The following is a 19,271-nucleotide window of genomic DNA, read 5'->3' as shown; positions in this document are numbered from 1 at the left end:
CCGACGACCCGGCGACTTCCCCGCGCCGCCTAGGCCGATCCTGCCCCCTGCGGCGGGACGGGGAACGGCAGCACCGCCACTGTTACGTTGTCGTGGCCGCCGCCGTCGAGCGCGTGGCCCACGAGGACCTGGGCGCTGTGCAGCGGCCGGCGCGCCGCGTCGGCCGGGATGACCCTGGCCATCTCCTCCGCGGCCTCCGCGTAGTTCCACAGTCCGTCCGTGCACACCACGACCACGCCGGGGCGGTCCGGCTTGAACGAGGCCGTGTGCGGCTCCAGTTCGTACGCGTCCGCGCCGAGCCAGCCCGTGATGGCGTGCGCGCGCTCGTCCGCGTACGCCTCCGCCTCGTTCATCAGGCCCGCGGCGACCATCTGAGCCGCCCACGAGTCGTCCTCGGTGAGGCGGGCCGCGGGGGCCGTGCGGTCGTCGGGCACCCAGTAGGCACGCGAGTCGCCGACCCAGCCGACGATCAGCAGGTCCTTGGCGACGACCGCGCCGACCAGCGTGCACGCGGGCGCGTTCTGGTGCGGGGCGTGCTCGCGGGCCGAACCGGGCTCCTGCGCCAGGACGTTGACCGCCTCGGCCGCCACGACGATCGCGTCGTGCATGGCCTGCTGCGGATGCGTGCCGCGCGGCAGGGACTCCAGCAGCGCCTCGCTCGCGGCGCGCGACGCGGCCAGGGACGCCTCGTCGGGGCGGGTCGCCGAGGAGACGCCGTCGCAGACGATCGAGACGACGGACGGCGTCCCGTCGGGCAGCGCGGCCGACGCGATCGCGAACGCGTCCTCGTTGCGGTGGTGGCGCAGCCCTCGGTCGCTGACCGCGGCGACGGCGCCCAGCTCCTGCTCCATGTGATCTCGCTCGCGCGGCTGCGCGTGCCCGCAGTTCTCGCAGTAGCCGTCCCGGTCGACGTGCCCGGCCCGGCACGCCACGCAGAGCTTCGTGCCCGCGGGCGGGGTCGCGAGCGCCTCGGGCGGCGCCGTACGGGGATCGGGCGCGGGCAGCGGGTAGTCGCCGGCGCCGGCGGACTCACCGGCCTGCTCGGGAACCCCGTCGAAGCGGACGGCCGACGGCAGTTCGGAGCCGCCCGAGTCGGTGCCCGGCAGGTCGGTGGGCAGATGCACGGGCGCCGGGGTGTCGGAGCTGTCGAGCTCGGGGGCGGACGGCCAGTCCACGGCGGGCGTCTGTGCCGGCGCTGCGCCGTCCGTGCTCAGGGTGACCGTCGGCAGGTCGTCCGGCGGGGCCGGCACCGCCGACAGGTCGTACCCGCACGCGCCGCAGAAGCGGTCACCCGACTCGAGGGGCTCCTCGCAGCTGGGGCACGTCGACATGGCCGTCGGCCGAGGCATCTGCGACATCAACTCACACCCACGTCCGTGGACGGTAACGGTTCGCCCGCTCCACCAGTTCGATCCTCTCCTCGCCAACCTGAGCGAGCCTGGCCAGTGTCCGGTACGAGCGTTCGAGGCCGAGTCGCAGCCCCCGCTCGTCCAGGTCGTTCCCCAGCACCAGGGTCCTCACGGGTCCCTGGCGCGGAGCGGAACCTTGACTACCGGAGAGTACCCAGTCGAGCGCGGTGCCAAGGACCTCGGTCGACAACTGCTCCCGGCGCACCGCGTCGAGGCCGAACCCGTCCAGCGCCTCGACCTGGCCCGCCGCGGCCGTCAGGTCGTCGAGCAGCGGCCCGTGCGCGACGGCCGCCTCCGCCGTCCGCTGCCGCAGCCTGGACCGCACCGCCGCGACCCGGGCCGCCGTGTAGTGGATCGACGACTCCGGTACGGACTCCAGGGTGTGTACGGCACCGTGCCGGTCGGCCGCGGCGAGCTGCACCCGGGCCAGGCCGAACGCGGCGCTCACATAGCTGGGGTCGGTGGCCCAGACGAGGCGGTAGTACTCCGCCGCGTTGTCCAGCTGGCCGAGCACCTCCGCGCACACACCGAGCGCGAGCTTCGGGGCGGGCTCGCCCGGGAACGCGTCGTAGACCGCGTCGAACGACAGGGCCGCGTTCGTGTGGTCGCCGGTCGCGAGCGCCGCGACCCCGCGGTACCAGACGACCCGCCAGTCGTCCGGGTGCTGCGCCTCCAGCTCCGTCAACGCACGGGAGGCGGAGACCAGTTCGCCCATTTCGAGGCGGGCCCGCAGCTCGCGCAGGCGCAGCTCCACGGAGGCGGCGGGCGCGGCGCGCAGCGCGGTGATGAGCTCGCCCGGCGCCGACGCCATGAGTCCCGCGAGGAACCCGGCGTTCGGGTCGCCGGGGTCGACCCTCGGCACGGGGAGCGCGAGCGCGGTGGCAGCGGCGTTGAGAGGCTTCACCAGCGAGCCGGGGGAGCCGGGAGTACCCGGGGCGCCCGGGAGCGCGGTGGGCACGCCGGCCGGCGGGAGCGCGGGTGCGGCCTGTTGTGCGCCCCGCCCCTTCCGCCGCACCGGCTCCGCCCGGACCCCGAGCCGCGACACCTCGCCCGTCAACTGCGCGAACAACTCCGTGTCCGTGACCTTGACTTCGGGCCCGAACAGCGTCGACAGGGCCGGGCGCGGACGGCCCGTCTGGAGGGCCACCACCTCGCGCAGGACGCCGGTCAGCTGCTCCGCCATCTCCTGCGCGGACGCGAACCGGCGGGCCGGGTCGGGGTCGGTGGCGCGTACGAGGAGCCGGTAGAACGACTCGTACGTGCGGAAGACCTCGATGCTGTCGGGATCGGGCAGGGAGTCCGCGAAGACGTTCGTGTAGCCCTGGAAGTCGAAGGTCAGGACGGCCAGCGTGCGCGCCACCGTGTACAGGTCGGAGGCGACGGAGGGACCGACGTCCGCGACCTCGGGCGCCTGGTAGCCCACGGTCCCGTAGATCGCCGACTCGTCGTCGTCCATCCTGCGGACCGCGCCCATGTCGATGAGCTTGAGCTGGTCCTCCGTCTGGATCGCGTTGTCGACCTTGAAGTCGCAGTACAGGAGGTTGCGGCTGTGCAGGTGCCCGAGCGCCTCCAACGCCTCGATCCCGTACGCGCAGGCCTGCTCGACCGGCAGCGGGTCGCGCTTGCCGGCCGGCGTGCGGCGCCCGTTGGCGATCTCCTTCAGGGACTTGCCGCCGACATACTCCATGACGATGTAGCCGTCCATGGAGCCGGTGCGCTGGTCGAGATGCTCGACGAAGTTGTAGATGCGCACGATGTTCGCGTGCTCGATCTCGGCGAGGAAGCGCCGCTCCGAGATCGCCGCCGCCATGGCGTCCTGGTCACCCGTGTCGAGGAGGCCCTTGAGGACGACCCAGCGGTCGGAGACCGCGCGGTCCACGGCGAGATAGACCCAGCCGAGCCCGCCGTGCGCGAGACAGCCCACCACCTCGTACTGGCCGTGCACGATGTCGCCCGTGCGCAGCTTCGGCACGAACGAGTACGGGTGGCCGCACTTCGTGCAGAACCCCTCCGTGCGGCCCGGGCGTTCGCCGCGCGCGCGGCCCACCGGCGCCCCGCAGTCCGAGCGCGAGCAGAATCGCTTCCGCTCGGGGACCTCGGGGTTCTCCTGGATCATCGCCCGCGGGTCGGGCCGCGGCACGTCCGGCACCTGGACCAGGCCGACGCCGAGGCGCCCGCGCCCCGAAGACGCGGCCGAGGCGCCCGAACTGCGCACCGACACCGACCGGGACCCCTGTGAACCGGACTGCCCCGACAGCGAGCGCGACAGACGGCCCGAGACCGAACGGCGCGACTGCGAAGAACGCGACGAGGAACGCGAGCTGGCCCGCGAGGACCGCGAACTGCTGCGCGCACTGGCACTGTTGGAGCCACGGCCGCCGACCGTGATGCCCGTCGGCGGCGACGCCACCATGCCCGTCGGCGAGACCACCGGGGCCAGACCGCAGGTGTCGCAGTACAGCTCCCCGCCGCCCACGTCCTCGTACGACCCCGCGCACCCGGGACGCTGGCACTGCCGCTGCTCGCTCATGATTCCCCCCTCCGGTCGGCGGGACCGCCCTGATCGGGCACCCGCGGGACCAATACGTCGGCGGCCGCCCGCTGGTACCGCAGGACCGCGTCCTCGGCCGCCCGCAGATCGCACGGCGCGCTCCACAGCATCCGCCGGGCCGCGTCGTAACGCTCCACGAGCAGCGGGTCCTCGGCGAACCCGAGCCGTGCCACCTTCGCCTTGTACGCGTCGAGGCGGCCACGCAGCTCGGCGCGGACCGCCAGGGGCTGTGTGACCGCCGTCAACGACTCCCGCGCCCGCAGGAGTTCGTCCTCGGCCCGCGTCTCCAGCGTCTCCAGAAGCGGTGAGAGCCGGTGCCACTGGGCGGATCTGCGGTACTCGGCCGCCGTCGCCAGCTGCTCCTGGAGCGCCGTCGGCGGGCCGCCGACCGCGGGCACCTCGAACGCGGCGATCTTGGCGAGGACCTCACCGCGCGCGGACCGCGCCTCGGCGAGCGTGCGGTCGGCGCGTGAGAGGACGTCCCGCAGCCTGCCGAGCCGGACCTCCGCGTCCTGCCGCACGGTCAGCACCGCGTCGATCTCCCGGCGCACCTCCTCCAGCGCCTGCGCCTCACGGTCGTACGCCGTCGTGTCGGGCCGGCCACCGCCGGGCGCCGAACTGCCGCTCCCGGAACGCCAGTACGCCAGCGGATCGGACACGACGTCCTCCCGCAGTCGCGTCAGCGCGCGCGTGATCCGCTCCAGGTCGTCGCCCGAGGGGTGCTCACCCGGGCGTACGCCGACGGAGTGCGCGAGCTGACGCGTGCGGCCCAGCTCGGCGGCGAGGAGGTCTATGCGGGCGGGCAGCGCCGACCAGACGGCGTCGGCGGCGACCACCATGTCCAGCGAGCTCGCGTACAGGTCGTTCATCCGCTCGACCAGGTCGGCGAGCGTGAACCGGTCGCTGAGCCGGGCGGGGCCGGTGAGTGACGCGGGCGTGGAGGGGCCGCTCCCGGCGACGGTCACGCTCTCGCCGCGCAGCAGCTCGGTCAGTTCGACGAGGTCCTCACGGCTGGACCAGCGGCGCCGCACCCGTATCTCACGGGCGGAGCGCAGCGCGGCCGTGTACGCGTCGAAGTACGTCCACAGCAGTGTGATCGCCTGGTCTGCGGCCGCCCAGCGCTCCTGAGTGGTGCCGGTCAGCCGGGCGCCTTCGAGGAGTCTGCGGCCCGCGTGGTCCTGGAGGGCGAACAGCGACGTCTCGATCGCCTCGTGCTCCGCGCCGAGCCGCGCCAGCGCACGGTCCACCTCGTCCCGGTCCATCACCGGACCGGGGGGTCCCGTGACGCCCATCGATCACCTCTCCGTTCACATCGCTGCCGCCGACTGCTGTCGGCCGCCGCTGTGCAGTTGCCGCAAGTAGCGCCCGGCCGGGGCTACTTGTACTTCGGTTCGGGTGGCCCGGAGGCCGCGCCCAGACCGTCCTTGAGCCACGTGTCGTACGAGTCCTGCCAGCCGCCGTCCTTGCGGAAGTCCTCCAGGACCTGGTTGACCCGGCGTACCAGGTCGTCCGTGCCCCGCTTCATCGCCACGCCGTAGAACTCCTTGGTGAACGGCGTGCCCTTGAGCTCGACCGTCGGGTCCTGCGCGGCCTGGCCCGCGGCGAGCGCGCTGTCCGTCACCACGGCGTCCACCTCGCCGAGCTGCAGCCTGACGAGGCAGTCCAGCTGGTTCGGCACCGTCGTGGAGATGTCGGCGCCGGCGGCGAGTGTGCCCGCCTTCCGGTCCGCGTCGAGGCGGTCGAAGGCGGTGGAGCCGGCCGCCGTGCAGATCCGCTTGCCCGCGAGCGACTTGTCGTACCCCGTGATCGAGGAGGTCTTGGGCGCCAGGACCTGCTGCCCGGTCTGGAAGTACGCCGTCGAGAAGGCGACGTCCTTGAGCCGCTCGCAGCTGATCGTCATCGTGCGGACGACCATGTCGACGTTCCCGTGCTTGATCGCCGGGATGCGCTGGTTGGTCGGGATCGCGCGGAACCGGATCAGGTCGCGGTCGCCGAGGATCTTCTGGGCGATCTCGTGCGCCAGGTCGATGTCGAAGCCCTCGAGCTCGCTGGACTTCTTGTTCGGATCGCGGTAGCCCCAGTGGTAGCTGTTCTGGTCGACGCCGACGATGAGGTAGCCGCGCTTCTTGATGGCCTTGACCGCCGCACCCGACTCGTCGCCGGACGGCTTCAGGCTCCGCTCCGGATCGGTGCAGTTGTCGGCCCTGGCCTGCACACCCGTGGCCAGACCCGGGCCGCCGACGCCCGTGCTTCCGTCGCCGACGGCGCCCCGGGTCAGGGGGAGCAGCAGCGCGAGGACCGCGGTCAGGGCACAGGCGACCGCCATGGCCGCCACACCGCCCCAGCCGCGCAGGCTGATCCGCGTACGTCGTGCGCTCATGGCTGTCCCGCCCCCTCTCACCGGTACTCCGAAAGCCGGCGCCCGATGCCGAGCACGGCACCCGCCGCGCCCAGCACGGCGAGTACGGCGGCGCCCACCGGGAGCCCCGTCATCGCGCCGCGCCCGTCGGTGGCCGCCTGCTTGAACTCCGCCTGCTCGTGCGTCAGGGCGGACTGCAGTTCCTTGTCGACGTTGTCGAAGCACTCGCGGGTCGGCTTGTCCTGCGCGGAGCCGATCACCTTGTCGAGCGCCCCCTGGTAGTTGCCCGCGTCGTCCTGCTCGCGGGCGTCCTTGTGGCGGTCCTGCCACACCCGCATGTTGTCACCCGCGGCCTGCACGGGCCGCTTGCCCGTGCTGTCGTCGGCGAGCTTCGCCGCGTCCCCGAGCTTCGTGGCGAGCGTCTTCATCTGGATCTGGTAGTCCACGTCGAAGGCGTCCTTGGGCACGCCCTTCACCTCGACGGTCTCGGCGCCGCGGCTGACCAGCGTCAGATTCTCGTTGCCCCGCGCCTTGAGGGAGGCGATGCGCGCGTCGTGCAGCACGTTCAGCGAGCGGACCCCGTGGTCGTACGACTCGTCGAGACCCGCGCGGGCGACGCTGTGGCCGACGACGAGCCAGAGGAGGACGATTGCGGACGCGGTCGTCGCGGCGACCAGGCCGTGGTTGAGCACGCGGTTCGTCCGGCGGTAGTTGCGCCGCTGGCCCCAGGCGAGCGCGCCGAGCGCGACGACGCCCAGGCCGATCGCGGCCCAGGGGTAGGGCGTGGCGCTGTCGTAGTCCGAGCGGAGCCGCTCGTTCTCCTTCTTGTACAGGTCCTCGGCCGCGGGGAGCATCTGCTTCTGCATCGTCTCGTTCGCGTACCGCAGGTAGGCGCCGCCCAGCGGGAAGCCCTGCCGGTTGTTCGCCCGGGCGCGTTCGATGAGGCCCTTGTACTGCGGCAGCAGTTTGTTGAGCTTCGAAATGGCCGCGGTGGAGGGGGAGTCGGGGTCCGAGTTCGCCGCCGCCGTCACCAGCTTGGCAGCGGCCGTCCTGATGTCCTTCTCGTACCGGTCCCGCGTCTCGGCCGGCTCCTGGCCGCCCGCCAGGAAGCCGCTGGACGCCGCCGTGTTGGCGTCGGCGAGCGAGCGGTAGATGTCCGCCGCGTCGGCGCTCAGGGGCTGGCTGCTGTGCAGGACGTCGTCCGCGGCGGCCGAGCGGTCGGTCATCTGCCAGGCCGTGACGGCGCCGAACGCGACGACGAGCAGCGCGAGCACCGCGCCGATGATGCGCAGGCGCCCCGGCTCCGTCGTCGCCGCGGCGCGCACCCGGTCGACGCCCTCCGCCCACGCGGTGCTGCGCGCGGGCGCGGCGGGCTCCGGGCCCTGCGCGTGCGGCGGCCGCACCTGCGGCGGCACGGACGGCATCGTGGGCGCGCCGACCGTCCCCGGCGGCGCCGCGCTGCCGTTCGGCGGGTTGTTCACTCGACCTCCCCCATGGTCATCGGTCCGTCACTTCCGTCCGGCGTGCGGGGAGCGCGGGCGAAGGTGCACGGCCGCAAGTATTGCCGCAGGGACTGACATCCGCACAGCCATTGACTGGATCTTGTTCGGATTCCCGTGCGAACACAGCACGCCGAACGCCCCCTGAGGATTGTCGGACACCCCCTACGCCGTGTGCAGCCCCTGCCCTTGAACACGAAAGGAGAATCCGATCGGTTCCCTCCACGCGCGCCGGGCGCGGCAGCGCGTGCCGCCGGGGCCCCTCACCCCCCGAAGTGCGCCCGCACGCGCGCGTGCACGTCCTCGTCCGCCCCCACGGCGTCGAGACCGAGCAGTGCCGCGCCCAGGACGGGGCGGGCGGTGATCACGCGCGGTACCGCCTTCGGGGCGCGCGCGGTGAGCATCTCCCGTATCCGGTCGTCGAGTTGGGGATGCCGCGCGGCGAGCACCGAGCCGCCCAGGAGCACGGGGGTCTCCTCGTCGAGCAGGCCGAGCCGGTCCAGGGCCACCACGGACATGGCCACGACCTCGTCGCCCATGCGGTCGATCAGGGCGCGGGCCACCGGGTCGCCGTCCGCTGCCGTCGCGAAGAGCACCGGCGTCAGCTCGTGCCGGCGCTGCATCGGGATGCGGTCCAGGTGCAGCGCCTCGATCAGCGCGTACATGGAGGGCAGCCCGAAGTGCGCGGGCAGGGAGCGCATCAGGGCGGTCGCATCGCCACGGCCGTCCTCGGCGCGCGCCGCGTACCAGAGGGCTTCCTCGGCGAGGCCGCCGCCACCGCCCCAGTCGCCGGAGATCTTGCCGATCGCGGGGAAGCGGGCGGTGCGCCCGTCGGGCAGCATTCCGGCGCAGTTGATGCCGGCGCCGCATACGACAGCGACGCCGCGCGGCTCGGAGTCCTGGAGGAGTCCGGCGCGCAGGACGGCGAAGGTGTCGTTGCGTACGTCGACGGAGGCGGCCCAGCCGCGAGTGCGCAGCTCCGCCGCCAACTCCCTTTCCTCGACGGGCAGATCGGCGTTGGCGAGACACGCCGAGACGTGTCCCACCGTGTTCGTGCCCGCCTCGGCGAGCGCACGGTCGACAGCCTCGGCGAGCACGTCGACGGCGGCCTCGACGCCCACCTTGGGCGGCTGGAACCCGCCGCCGCGGGCCGCGCCGACGACGGTGCCGTCGGCCGCGACCACCGCGACGTCGGTCTTGCTGTTCCCCGCATCGATGGCAAGGACGGTCATGCCCACGCGAGGTGCTCCCGGTTGTGGGCGATCAGCTGGTCCGTGAGCTGCTCGGCGTAGTCGATCTGGCCCACCAGCGGGTGCGCGAGCAGCGCCTTGAAGACACGGTCGCGGCCACCGCGCAGAGCGGCTTCGAGTGCCAGGTCCTCGTAAGCGGTGACGTTCGCGACGAGGCCCGCGTACATCGGGTCGAGCGCGGGCACGGCCAGTGGCGTCGCGCCCTTGCCGTCGACCGCTGCCTGTACCTCGATCACGGCGTCGTCCGGCAGGAACGGCAGCGTGCCGTTGTTGTAGGTGTTGACGACCTGGTACGGGGAGCCCCCGCCCCCAAGGAGCGACGCCGCCAGGTCCACGGCCGCCTCGCTGTAGAAGGCGCCGCCCCGCCTGGCGAGCAGCTCCGGCTTCTCGTCGAGCGTCGGGTCGCCGTACATCTCCAGCAACTCCCGCTCCATCGCGGCCACTTGGGAGGCGCGCGACGGCTTCGTGCGCATCTCCCGCACGACCGCGTCGTGCTGGTAGTAGTAGCGCAGGTAGTAGGAGGGCACGACCCCGAGGCGGTCCACGATCCCGCGCGGCATGTGCAGGTCCTCGGCGATGGCGTCGCCGTGCTCGCCGATCAGGCGCGGCAGCACGTTCTCGCCGTCCGGGCCGCCGAGGCGGACACCCAGCTCCCATGTGAGGTGGTTGAGGCCGACGTGGTCGAGGTGGACCTGCGACGGCGTCACGTCGAGCAGCCGCGCGAACTTCCGCTGGAAGCCGATCGCGACGTTGCACAGACCGACGGCCTTGTGCCCGGCCTGGAGCAGCGCGCGGGTCACGATGCCGACCGGGTTGGTGAAGTCGATGATCCAGGCGTTCGGGTTCGCGCGGCGCACCCGCTCGGCGATGTCGAGGACCACCGGCACCGTGCGGAGCGCCTTCGCGAGGCCGCCCGCACCGGTCGTCTCCTGGCCGACGCAGCCGCACTCCAGCGGCCAGGTCTCGTCCTGGTTGCGGGCGGCCTGACCGCCGACGCGCAGCTGGAGCAGCACGGCGTCGGCGTCCGCGACGCCCGCGTCCACGTCGGAGGTGGTGACGATGCGGCCCGGGTGGCCCTGCTTGGCGAAGATGCGCCGCGCGAGACCGCCGACCAGTTCGAGCCGGTCGGCCGCCGGGTCGACGAGGACGAGCTCCTCGAGCGGCAGGGTGTCCCTCAGCCGCGCGAATCCGTCGATGAGTTCGGGGGTGTAGGTCGACCCTCCGCCGACCACTGCGAGCTTCATATCGGTTCTCAGCCCTTTACTCCGGTGAGGGTGACGCCTTCGACGAAGGCCTTCTGTGCGAAGAAGAAGACGATGCAGACCGGCGCCATCACGAGGAGTGTCGCGGCCATCGTCAGGTTCCAGTTGACGCTGTGTGCGGACTTGAAGGATTCGAGGCCGTACGACAGCGTCCAGGACGCCGGGTTCTGGGCCGCGTAGATCTGCGGCCCGAAGTAGTCGTTCCAGCAGTAGAAGAACTGGAACAGAGCGATCGCGGCGATGCCGGGCTTGGCCATCGGCACAATGATCTTCAGCAGGGTCCGCAGTTCACCGCAGCCGTCGACCTTCGCCGACTCGATGTACTCCTTCGGGATCGTCAGGAGGAACTGACGGAGCAGGAAGATCGAGTACGCGTCGCCGAACGCCATCGGGATGATCAGCGGCCACAGCGTGCCCGACAGATGGAACTGCTGGGCCCACACCAGGTACATCGGGATCACGATGACCTGCGGCGGCAGCATCATCGTCGAGATGACGAGGATCATCGCCGTCCGGCGGCCGCGGAAGCGGAACTTGGCGAGCGCGTACGCGACGGGGATCGCCGAGCACACGGTGAACACGGTCCCGAGGCCCGCGTAGAGCAGGGAGTTCTTCCACCAGTCGAGGAAGCCGTCGGTCTCGAAGACGGCCTTGTAGTTCTCCCAGTGCCAGGAGTCCGGCCACAGGTCGCCGCTCATCGCCTGGCTGTCGCTCATCACGGACGTCAGGAAGACGAACACGAACGGCAGGATGAACAGCAGCGCGACGGCGATCGCGACGCTGTGCACGGCGATCCAGTGCAGGACGCGCTTGCGGCGGGCGCGCGCGGCGGCGGGGCCACGCTGGGGCGAGGCGTCCGCGGGAGCCGCGGCCGGGGTGGGGCTGAGTGTCGTAGTCGTCATCCTGATCAGTCCTCCGCCGCGAGCAGGCCCGAGCGCTTGCGCATGAGCAGCATGGTCACGGCCATGGCGATGGCGAAGAGCACGAGCGAGAGAACGCACGCCGCGCCGGTGTTGAAGTTCTGGAAGCCCATCGAGTAGACGAGCTGCGGGACGGTGAGCGTCGAGTGGTCCGGGTAGCCGGGCTGGATGACGCTGCCGGGGCCGATGGAGACGCCGGAGGCGATCTTTCCGGCGACCAGGGCCTGTGTGTAGTACTGCATCGTCTGTACGACGCCGGTGACGACGGCGAACATGACGATCGGAGTGATCGACGGCCAGGTCACGTAACGGAACTTCGACCAGGCGCCCGCGCCGTCCAGTTCCGCGGCCTCGTACTGCTCCCTGGGTACGTCGAGCAGTGCGGCCATGAAGATCACCATCAGGTCGCCGATGCCCCACAGTGAGAGCATCACCAGGGACGGCTTGGCCCAGGTGGCGTCGTTGAACCAGTTCGGTCCGGTGATGCCGAGGTGCGCGAGGACCTCGTTGACCGGCCCCGTCGACGGGTTGAGCAGGAAGACGAAGGCGACGGTCGCCGCCACCGGCGGTGCCAGGTACGGCAGGTAGAAGGCCGTACGGAAGAAGCCGGCGCCGGTCTTGATCTTCGTGATGAGCAGTCCGAGGGAGAGCCCGAAGACCACCCGCAGGGCCACCATCACGACGACCAGCCACAGCGTGTTCCACAGGGCGGGACCGAACAGTGGCATCTGCTCGAAGACGTACTTCCAGTTCCGCAGGCCCACGAAATCGGGCTTCTGGATCTGGTTGTAGTGCATGAACGAGAAGTAGACGGTGGCGATCAGCGGGTACGCGAAGAAGACGCTGAAGCCGATCAGCCAGGGGGAGAGGAAGCCGAGCGTACGCAGTCTGCGCCGCGCGGGATTGGACAGTGTCAGGGCCATGATGAGACTCCCGCTCCTCAGCTCTTCGACTGAAGGGTGTCGGCGTCGATCTGCTGGTCGAGCTCGCGCAGCCCCTTCTTGAGGTCGTGGACCTTGCCCGCCTCGACCGAGTACGAGAAGTCCTGCAGCGAGGTGACGTACATGCCGCCGTTGGTGGAGGGCGGCATGACCTGGCTGTACTTGTTCTGTGCGATGCCCAGGAAGGTGCGGAACGTCGGATCGGCGTCCAGCTTCGGCGACTTGAGGGCGGCGAACGTGGACGGCACGTTGTGGATCGCGTTGGCGAAGCTGACCACCTGATCGGTGTCGGCGGTCAGGAACTTCACCAGCTCCCAGGCCGCGTTCTGATGCCTGCTGCTGTGCGCGATACCCGCGACGGTGCCGGTGAGATAGCCGCGACCGTACGTCTCGGCCTGGTCGTCGGGGACCGGCAGCGGTGCCACGCCCCAGTCGAAGCCGACCTTCGCCTCGTTCATCATCAGGCCGCGCCACTCGCCGTCGAGGTGCATCGCGAGCTTGCCGTTCATGAACGCGTTCTGCGTGGACATCTCGTCACCGAAGGACGTGCGGAAGCGCTCCAGGGAGTTGTAGCCGCCCTGCGCCTCGACGAGCTTGTGGGCGGTGTCGAAGAACTTGTACGTCGCCGGGTCCTTCGCGAGCCGCGAATCGCCCTTGGCGTCGAAGTAGGTGGGGCCCCACTGGGCGAAGAGCCGGTCGGGGCTGTTCTGGTACATGCGGAAGTTCGGCATGAAGCCGACACGCTTGTAGGAGCTGCCCGCGCGCTTCGTGAGCTTCTTGGCGTCGGCCTCGAGCTCGGACATGGTCCGCGGCGGCCGGCTGATGCCCGCCTCCCTGAACGCGTCCTTGTTGTAGTACATCCCGTAGGCGTCGGCGAGCAGCGGCAGGGCGCACTGGTTGCCGTCGTAACTCGTGTAGTCCAGCAGGGTCTTGGGGAAGATCTTCGCCTTGTCCAGGCCGCTCTTCCTCATGAACGGGTCGAGGTCTGCCCACATGCCGGAGTCGCAGTACTGGCCCACGTTGTTGGTGGTGAACGAGGTCACCACGTCGGGTGCCTCGTCGCCGCCGGCCCGCAGTGCCTGGTTGATGGTGGCGTCCGTGACGTTCCCGGTGGACTCCACCCTGATGTTCGGGTGGAGCTTCTCGAAGCGGGCGATCGAGTCATTGATCGCCTTCACCTCGCCGGGGGCCGACCAGCCGTGCCAGAACTTCAGCGTCACGGGCTTCGTCGGGTCGTCGTCGGCGCTGCCGACGCTCGGGTTGGCGCAGCCGGACAGCAGCAGTCCGGCCGCGGCGAGCGCCACCGGCGCACGCAGGGGTATACGCCATCGCGGCATGGCGAACGTCCTTTACCTGTACGGGAGTTGGAGGAAGTTGCGAGAGGTGGAGGAGGGAGAGAGGGCTGGGTCAGGCGTTGCTGGTGTCGAAGACGATGTCTCGGGCCTGGGTGAGCGCCGAGCGCAGGGCGCCGGTGAGGATCGGGTCGTCGTCGAGATCGCTGATACGCAGCTGGGGCCGCGGCAGGGCGAGCCCGGTGAGCTCGCCTTCGACGCGGACACGCAGCGCCTCGCCGCCGGCCTGGGCCACCTGTCCCGACAGGACGACGAGTTCGGGGTCGACGACGGCGACGACGGCGGCGAGCCCGGTGGCCAGGCGGCGGGCCACCTCGTCGAGCACGGCGGGGTCGGCGAGGGCCTCGCCGAGGTCCTTGGCGCCCCCGGCGAGCAGCCGCACGGCGGGCGCGGCGACCAGACTCTGGAAGCCGCCCCCCGCGTCCTCGCCGGCGATCTCCTCCTCGCCGCCGCGCGCCAGCGGGGCGCCGGGCAACGGCATATAGCCGATCTCGCCCGCGCCGCCGGTCGCGCCCCGCAGGAGCACGCCGCCGAGCACGATCGCCGCGCCGACACCCTCGTCGACGTAGGCCAGCACGAAGTCGTCGTGGTCCTGCGCCGCGCCCTCGTACTGCTCGGCGATGGCGGCGAGATTGACGTCGTTCTCGATGGAGACCGGGGTGCCGAGGACCTCGGCGAGCTCGGCGAGCAGGGTGCGCGAGTGCCAGCCCGGCAGGTGCGGGGCGTACCGGAGCTGGCCGGTGTGCGGGTCGATGGCGCCGGGGGTGCCGATCACGGTGGCCGTGATGTCGTCGTGGCCGAGCCCGGCCAGCCGCAGGGCGCCGTCGAAGGCCTCGGCGACGAGTTGGGCGGTGCGGTTGCGCACGTCGTCGGCGACGGCGACGGCCTCGATACGGCAGCGGCCGCGCTCGGCGCCGGCGATGTCGGCGACCACGGCGGTGATCCCGGTGGGGTCCGCCGAGACGGCCACGATGTGGGCTGCGCCGGGGTGGATCTCGTACAGGACGGCGTTCGGCCCGGGGCGGCCGGTCTGGCTGCCCGTGGTGCGCACCAGGCCCACCGCTTCCAGCCGGCTGAGCAGCTGGGAGGTGGTGGGCTTGGACAGACCGGTCAGCTCCCCGATCCGGGTGCGGGTCAGCGGGCCGTGCGCGACGAGGAGGTCGAGGGCCGCGCGGTCGTTCATGGCGCGCAGGACGCTCGGGGTACCGGGGGTTCCCGGGGCCGTACCTGCCATGACCTGTCTCCTCGCAGCACTGTTAGGAAGGTTTCCTATTGGGTGCGAGGAACGTAAGCCGTGGGTGAAGGCGGCGTCAATAGGGTGCGGCCGGGCGGTGGCCAAGTCGTTGTCCCGGTCGAACCCGCCCCGTGAACCGAAGCGGCACGCACCGTCGATAGAGGGGTTGTGAGACTGTTCCGCCCCATGGGGGGCCAGGGAGACGACGACTCGGATGCGGCGTTGCTGCGCGCCGTCGCCGGCGGGGACTCCGCCGCGATGGCCGCGCTCTACGACCGGCACGCCGGATGGCTGCACGCGCGGCTCAGCCGGCGGTGCGCGGATCCCGAAGTCGTCCGCGAAGTACTGCAGGACACCTTCGTCACCGTGTGGCGCTCCGCAGCCTCGCACCGGGGTGTGGAGGCCGGCGGCTGGCTCTGGGTGATCGCCGCACGAAGGCTCGTCGACGCACGACGGGTCCAGGAACGGACCGAACAGATCGCCTACGCACCCACGGCCGACGTCCCCTCCGTCGAGGAGCACGTGCTCGACGGGCTGGAGTACGGCGATGTGGGCACCGCGCTCGGCCGCATCTCACCCGAGTTGCGCGAAGTGCTGCGCGCCACGGTCGTCGACGGTCTGACCACCCGCGAGGCCGCCCGCCTGCTCGGCATACCGGAAGGCACCGTGAAGACCCGGGCGATGCGGGCGCGGCGTGAACTGCGCATCGCACTCGGCCAGTTGACGCCGATGGGAGGCACCGCATGAGCGGCGAACGCTACGGATCGGCTTGGCACGTCGGCGAGGAACTCGCCGCGCGCTACGCGGACGGGCTCCTGACCGAGACGGACGACTGGTCCGTGGAGAAACATCTGGAGAGCTGCGGGGCGTGCGCCACGCGGGTGTCCCGGGCGGTACGGGCCGGGACCGCCGGGGCCGAACTGGCGGAGATCCGCGCGGCCGTACTCGGGGACGTCCGCGCGGCGTTGCCGGCCGGCGTCAAGGGGGCCGCGTCGCCACGGGCCCACTCGCTGCCGTCGGGGCCCCGACGCCCGCGGCACAGGCGGCTCCTGTGGGCGGCCGGACCCGCGCTGCGCGGGCCCTGGGCCCTGGCCCTGCTCCTCGTCGCCGCGGGGGCCGTCGGGCTGGGGAAGGCCGGAGGGTACGAGGGCGCCCGGCCCCTGCTGCTCGCCCTGGCCCCCGTACTGCCGGTCGCCGGGATCGCCCTGTCCTACGGGCGGCACGCGGACCCGGCGTACGAGCTCGCCGCCACCTCGCCGTCGGGCGGGCTGCGGCTGCTCCTGACGCGCGCGGCCGCCGTCCTCGCCGTCTGCGTCCCGCTGCTCACGGTGGCGGGGCTGCTGCTGCCCGGCACGATGAGCGCGGGCCACGGCGGGCCCGTCCCGTACGAGACGCGGGTGCCCGGCGCCGCCGCCTGGCTGCTGCCGGGACTCGCCCTGACGCTCGCGTCGCTGGCGCTCACCGCGTTCCTCGGCTGCCGCACCGCGACCCTCCTCGTCGGCGGCGGCTGGCTGCTCGCACTCGCGGTGCCCACGGCCGTACGCGGCGACGGCCCCGACCGCCTCGCGGAACGGCTCACCGAACAGATCTCCCTCTATTCCGACGGAGCGGCGGCACAAGCGGGCTGGGCGGCCGCGATAGCGCTGTCCGGCGCTGTCCTCGCCGTCTGCCGCTCCGCATACGACCACCTGGAGAAGGCGTGAGCACGATTCGAGTGACCGGACTGACCGTCCGGCACCGCAAGACCCCCGCCCCCGCGCTCGACGGCGTCGACCTCGACTTCGGCCCCGGCGTCCACGGCCTCCTCGGCCCGAACGGCGCGGGCAAGACCTCCCTCATCCGAGTGCTCGCCACCGTCGCCGAACCCACCGGCGGCCGGGTGGAGATGCTCGGCGGCGACCTGCACAAGCCGCGCGAGCGCAGCGCGGCCCGACGCCAACTCGGCTATCTGCCGCAGCACTTCGGCTACTACCCCGGCTTCACCGTGCGCGAGTTCGTCGCGTACGTCGCCTGGCTGAAGGAGATGCCCGCCGCGCTCACGCCCGACGCGGTCGAGCAGGCCGTCGAGCGCGTCGGCCTGACGGACCGGATCGACGCGAAGATCAAGAACCTGTCGGGCGGCATGGTGCGCCGCGTCGGTATCGCGCAGGCCATCGTGAACGACCCGCTGGTGCTCCTCCTCGACGAGCCGACCGCCGGCCTCGACCCCGAGCAGCGGGTCGAATTCCGTTCGCTGCTCCGGGAGTTGGGGCTGGGCGCCACCGTCATCGTGTCCACCCATCTCGTGGAGGACGTCGCGGCGGCCTGCACCCAGGTGACGCTGATCGAGACCGGCCGGATCGCCTACCGCGGCACCCCGGGGTCCCTCGCCGCCCTCGGCGCGGACGGCGACGAAGCCGACGGCAACGCCACCGAACGCGGCTACACGGCCGCCCTCCGAGGCCATCGCGCGGCCACGGCCGGAGCGAGCCGATGACCACAGACGTCCAGACACCCGCCACCGCCCCACCGGCGCCGAAAGCACCCGGCCGCCCCCACCACCCCCTGCGCGCCGAGCTGCTGCGCGGCTTCGCCCCCTGGTCCGGGCTCGCCGCACTGCTCAGCATGGGCGGCCTCATGGCGTCCAAAGCAGCCCAGTGGCAGGGCAGCTGGCCCGAGACCATGAGCAACCTGCATCTCGCGGCCGCCGCCCTGGCCGTCCCCCTCGCCCTCGCGGCAGGCGCCTGGCAGGGCGGGCGGGAGCGCCGGACGCGGATGGGCGAACTGAGGGCGTCGATGCCCCGTGGCCCGCTGGCACAGTTCATGGTCTGCGCGCTGCCCGTCGCCCTGTGGGTGATGGGCGGATACGCACTGGCGGCCGCCGGGTCGCTGCTCGCCAGCCTGCCCTACACCTCTGCCGGACACCCGCTGCCGCTCGTGCTCCTCGGCGACGCGCTGACGGTCGGCGCGTGCGCACTGCTCGGGCATGTGGCGGGCCGGACGGTGCCGTGGCGGCTCGCGGCCCCGGTGCTCGCCCTGGGCGGCTACGTCCTCTTCGGCCTCGCCTCCACCGCGGACTCCGCCGTCCGCTTCGTGGGGCCCGCCGGAGGGGTCCCGCTCGGCAGCACCATGGTGCCGGTGTGGTGGCAGCCCCTCGCCTTCGCCCTGTGGGGGAGCGCACTCGCCCTGACGGCCGTCCTCGCGCACGCGGCGCGCCGTCGCGCCACCGCCCTCGTCCCGCTCGCGGCCGCACTCGCCGCGGCCACCGTCCTCGTACAGAGCGGGGACTCCATGTGGCAGCGCAACCCCCTCACCCAGCGCCAGGTGTGCGACGACTCCACCCCGCGCCTCTGCGTCAGCGCCGCCCACCCGGGGATGCTGCCCAAGGTGTCGGACGCCCTTTCGGGGCTCATGGGCCGCCTCGACGGCGTACAGAACCTGCCAGTCCGCTTCGAGGACCTGCCGCGCAGGCCGCACGAGGACGAGGCCGAGCTGCCGATGCTCACGCCGATCGGCTGGGGTGTGGTGCGCGGCGAGCTGACCGACCCGCAGCAGTACGCGTGGGAGGCCGCCGACAAGCTCGTCCGCTGGGACTGCCCCACGCTGAAGGCGCAGGACGCACGCATCGCCCGGACCGACGACGCGGTCCTGCGCTGGCTGGCCCCCGACCCGCTGTGGGAGCAGATCCACAGCGCCCAGTCCCGCGGCGACAAGCAGCGGCGTGCCGCCTACCGCGCCGACGAGGCTGCCCTGGACCACCTCAAGGCCATGTCCCCCGAGACGCGCCGCGCCTGGCTGAGCCGCTACTTCGCGACCGCCCGGGACTGCGCCCCCGACCCGAAGGAGGTCCCGTCACTGTGAGTACACCCCTGGCTCTCTACGCCCGCTCGCGGGGCCTGCCCCTCACGCTCCTCATGTTCCTGTGCGCGGCACTCTTCACCCTGTGGGCCGGGACCCAGCAGGACGCGTTCCTCGACCCGTACCGCCGCGTCCCCCTCCTCACCCTGGCCCCGCTGCTCACCTCCGCCGCGATCGGCACCAGCTTCCATCAGCACGCGGAAGAACTGGACCGCACGGCGGTACGCCCCTGGTGGCGACGGCGGCTTGTCCATCTGCTGGCGCTCACCGCCCTCGCGGCGGCCGTCCTCGCCCTCGCGGTGCCGGGAGACACACAGGTCTACGGGGCCCCGGCGATGACCCGCAACGTCCTCGGCGCCACCGGCATCACGGCTCTCGCGGCGGTGGTCATCGGGGCGCGGCTCAGCTGGCTGCCCGCGATGCTGTACTTCTCGACCGTCTATCTGTCGTTCTCGTCCCCCCGCATGCGGGAGGCGACGGTCCTGTCCTGGCCCATGCAGACGGGGCCGCAGCGCGGCGCCTGGGCCGCGGCGCTCACGCTCTTCGTGCTCGGCGGCGCGCTCTACGCCCGGCGCGGCGCACGGGCCGGGCACTGAGGCGGGCAACAGCCCGGCCGGTACGTCCTGCGGGGCCCGCAGAACGTACCGGTGAAAACAA

16 protein-coding genes are annotated in these 19,271 nt (G+C 72.1%); 5 read left to right on the top strand and 11 right to left on the bottom strand.

Translation table 11 applies throughout. The annotated features are described in order from the left end of the window. Positions 1 to 29 precede the first annotated feature (29 nt). The 11 genes from ACWFR4_RS16345 to ACWFR4_RS16295 form a co-directional block, all read right to left on the bottom strand. Positions 30 to 1,361, bottom strand: a complete 1,332-nt coding sequence (locus ACWFR4_RS16345) for a PP2C family serine/threonine-protein phosphatase (protein ID WP_453652981.1) — start codon at positions 1,359 to 1,361, stop codon at positions 30 to 32. Position 1,362: 1 nt separating this feature from the next. Further along, positions 1,363 to 3,939 (bottom strand): tetratricopeptide repeat protein, encoded by a 2,577-nt coding sequence (locus ACWFR4_RS16340; protein WP_453652979.1) that lies wholly within the window; start codon positions 3,937 to 3,939, stop codon positions 1,363 to 1,365. Next, on the bottom strand, positions 3,936 to 5,252 hold the full coding sequence (locus ACWFR4_RS16335) for a hypothetical protein (RefSeq protein ID WP_453462201.1): 1,317 nt from the start codon (positions 5,250 to 5,252) through the stop codon (positions 3,936 to 3,938). Before ACWFR4_RS16335 ends, ACWFR4_RS16340 begins: the two co-directional genes overlap by 4 nt. A gap of 83 nt (positions 5,253 to 5,335) precedes the next feature. Continuing rightward, complete coding sequence (locus ACWFR4_RS16330; RefSeq protein WP_453652977.1) at positions 5,336 to 6,340, bottom strand: glutamate ABC transporter substrate-binding protein; 1,005 nt, start codon at positions 6,338 to 6,340, stop codon at positions 5,336 to 5,338. 17 nt (positions 6,341 to 6,357) lie between these two features. Next, the gene (locus tag ACWFR4_RS16325) at positions 6,358 to 7,800 is read right to left on the bottom strand and encodes a hypothetical protein (RefSeq protein WP_453462195.1); all 1,443 of its coding nucleotides are present in this window, start codon (positions 7,798 to 7,800) and stop codon (positions 6,358 to 6,360) included. A gap of 281 nt (positions 7,801 to 8,081) precedes the next feature. Continuing rightward, positions 8,082 to 9,056 (bottom strand): N-acetylglucosamine kinase, encoded by a 975-nt coding sequence (locus ACWFR4_RS16320; protein ID WP_453462192.1) that lies wholly within the window; start codon positions 9,054 to 9,056, stop codon positions 8,082 to 8,084. Continuing rightward, positions 9,047 to 10,312 (bottom strand): 6-phospho-beta-glucosidase, encoded by a 1,266-nt coding sequence (locus tag ACWFR4_RS16315; protein ID WP_453652975.1) that lies wholly within the window; start codon positions 10,310 to 10,312, stop codon positions 9,047 to 9,049. Before ACWFR4_RS16315 ends, ACWFR4_RS16320 begins: the two co-directional genes overlap by 10 nt. Positions 10,313 to 10,320: 8 nt before the next feature. Beyond that, positions 10,321 to 11,232 (bottom strand): carbohydrate ABC transporter permease, encoded by a 912-nt coding sequence (locus ACWFR4_RS16310; RefSeq protein WP_453652974.1) that lies wholly within the window; start codon positions 11,230 to 11,232, stop codon positions 10,321 to 10,323. 5 nt (positions 11,233 to 11,237) lie between these two features. Then, on the bottom strand, positions 11,238 to 12,173 hold the full coding sequence (locus ACWFR4_RS16305; protein WP_453462182.1) for a carbohydrate ABC transporter permease: 936 nt from the start codon (positions 12,171 to 12,173) through the stop codon (positions 11,238 to 11,240). Between the two features lie 17 nt (positions 12,174 to 12,190). After that, the gene (locus ACWFR4_RS16300; protein ID WP_453652972.1) at positions 12,191 to 13,528 is read right to left on the bottom strand and encodes an ABC transporter substrate-binding protein; all 1,338 of its coding nucleotides are present in this window, start codon (positions 13,526 to 13,528) and stop codon (positions 12,191 to 12,193) included. Positions 13,529 to 13,598: 70 nt separating this feature from the next. After that, positions 13,599 to 14,777, bottom strand: coding sequence for an ROK family transcriptional regulator (locus ACWFR4_RS16295; RefSeq protein WP_453462177.1), 1,179 nt, complete (start codon positions 14,775 to 14,777; stop codon positions 13,599 to 13,601). Positions 14,778 to 14,963: 186 nt separating this feature from the next. On the opposite strand from ACWFR4_RS16295, the gene ACWFR4_RS16290 reads away from it, so the two are divergent. The 5 genes from ACWFR4_RS16290 to ACWFR4_RS16270 are packed head-to-tail and all read left to right on the top strand — an operon-like array spanning position 14,964 to position 19,210. Further along, positions 14,964 to 15,524 carry an RNA polymerase sigma factor gene (locus ACWFR4_RS16290; RefSeq protein ID WP_453462175.1) on the top strand — a complete coding sequence of 187 codons (561 nt, stop codon included), beginning with the start codon at positions 14,964 to 14,966 and terminating at the stop codon, positions 15,522 to 15,524. Further along, positions 15,521 to 16,480 carry a zf-HC2 domain-containing protein gene (locus tag ACWFR4_RS16285; protein ID WP_453652970.1) on the top strand — a complete coding sequence of 320 codons (960 nt, stop codon included), beginning with the start codon at positions 15,521 to 15,523 and terminating at the stop codon, positions 16,478 to 16,480. Before ACWFR4_RS16290 ends, ACWFR4_RS16285 begins: the two co-directional genes overlap by 4 nt. Further along, entirely contained in the window at positions 16,477 to 17,253 is a 777-nt protein-coding gene (locus ACWFR4_RS16280) for an ABC transporter ATP-binding protein (protein ID WP_453462169.1), read from the top strand. The genes ACWFR4_RS16285 and ACWFR4_RS16280 overlap by 4 nt, the downstream gene beginning before the upstream one ends. Next, a complete protein-coding gene (locus tag ACWFR4_RS16275) occupies positions 17,250 to 18,617 on the top strand; it encodes a hypothetical protein (protein ID WP_453652968.1) in 1,368 nt (455 codons plus the stop codon). Before ACWFR4_RS16280 ends, ACWFR4_RS16275 begins: the two co-directional genes overlap by 4 nt. Next, positions 18,614 to 19,210 (top strand): hypothetical protein, encoded by a 597-nt coding sequence (locus ACWFR4_RS16270; RefSeq protein ID WP_453462163.1) that lies wholly within the window; start codon positions 18,614 to 18,616, stop codon positions 19,208 to 19,210. Before ACWFR4_RS16275 ends, ACWFR4_RS16270 begins: the two co-directional genes overlap by 4 nt. Positions 19,211 to 19,271 lie beyond the last annotated feature (61 nt).

It is taken from the genome of Streptomyces sp. NPDC055140 (genome assembly GCF_053607285.1).
Note: the sequence above shows the minus strand (reverse complement) of the source record. Positions and strands in the feature narration are given on the sequence as shown.

Excerpts from the sequence above, each read along its gene's own strand:
- ACWFR4_RS16310 (WP_453652974.1), bottom strand. The coding sequence starts at position 11,232 with ATGACGACTACGACACTCAGCCCCACCCCGGCCGCGGCTCCCGCGGAC.
- ACWFR4_RS16315 (WP_453652975.1), bottom strand. The coding sequence starts at position 10,312 with ATGAAGCTCGCAGTGGTCGGCGGAGGGTCGACCTACACCCCCGAACTC.
- ACWFR4_RS16335 (WP_453462201.1), bottom strand. The coding sequence starts at position 5,252 with ATGGGCGTCACGGGACCCCCCGGTCCGGTGATGGACCGGGACGAGGTG.
- ACWFR4_RS16305 (WP_453462182.1), bottom strand. The coding sequence starts at position 12,173 with ATGGCCCTGACACTGTCCAATCCCGCGCGGCGCAGACTGCGTACGCTC.
- ACWFR4_RS16330 (WP_453652977.1), bottom strand. The coding sequence starts at position 6,340 with ATGAGCGCACGACGTACGCGGATCAGCCTGCGCGGCTGGGGCGGTGTG.
- ACWFR4_RS16340 (WP_453652979.1), bottom strand. The coding sequence starts at position 3,939 with ATGAGCGAGCAGCGGCAGTGCCAGCGTCCCGGGTGCGCGGGGTCGTAC.
- ACWFR4_RS16275 (WP_453652968.1), top strand. The coding sequence starts at position 17,250 with ATGACCACAGACGTCCAGACACCCGCCACCGCCCCACCGGCGCCGAAA.
- ACWFR4_RS16295 (WP_453462177.1), bottom strand. The coding sequence starts at position 14,777 with ATGGCAGGTACGGCCCCGGGAACCCCCGGTACCCCGAGCGTCCTGCGC.
- ACWFR4_RS16285 (WP_453652970.1), top strand. The coding sequence starts at position 15,521 with ATGAGCGGCGAACGCTACGGATCGGCTTGGCACGTCGGCGAGGAACTC.
- ACWFR4_RS16290 (WP_453462175.1), top strand. The coding sequence starts at position 14,964 with ATGGGGGGCCAGGGAGACGACGACTCGGATGCGGCGTTGCTGCGCGCC.
- ACWFR4_RS16300 (WP_453652972.1), bottom strand. The coding sequence starts at position 13,528 with ATGCCGCGATGGCGTATACCCCTGCGTGCGCCGGTGGCGCTCGCCGCG.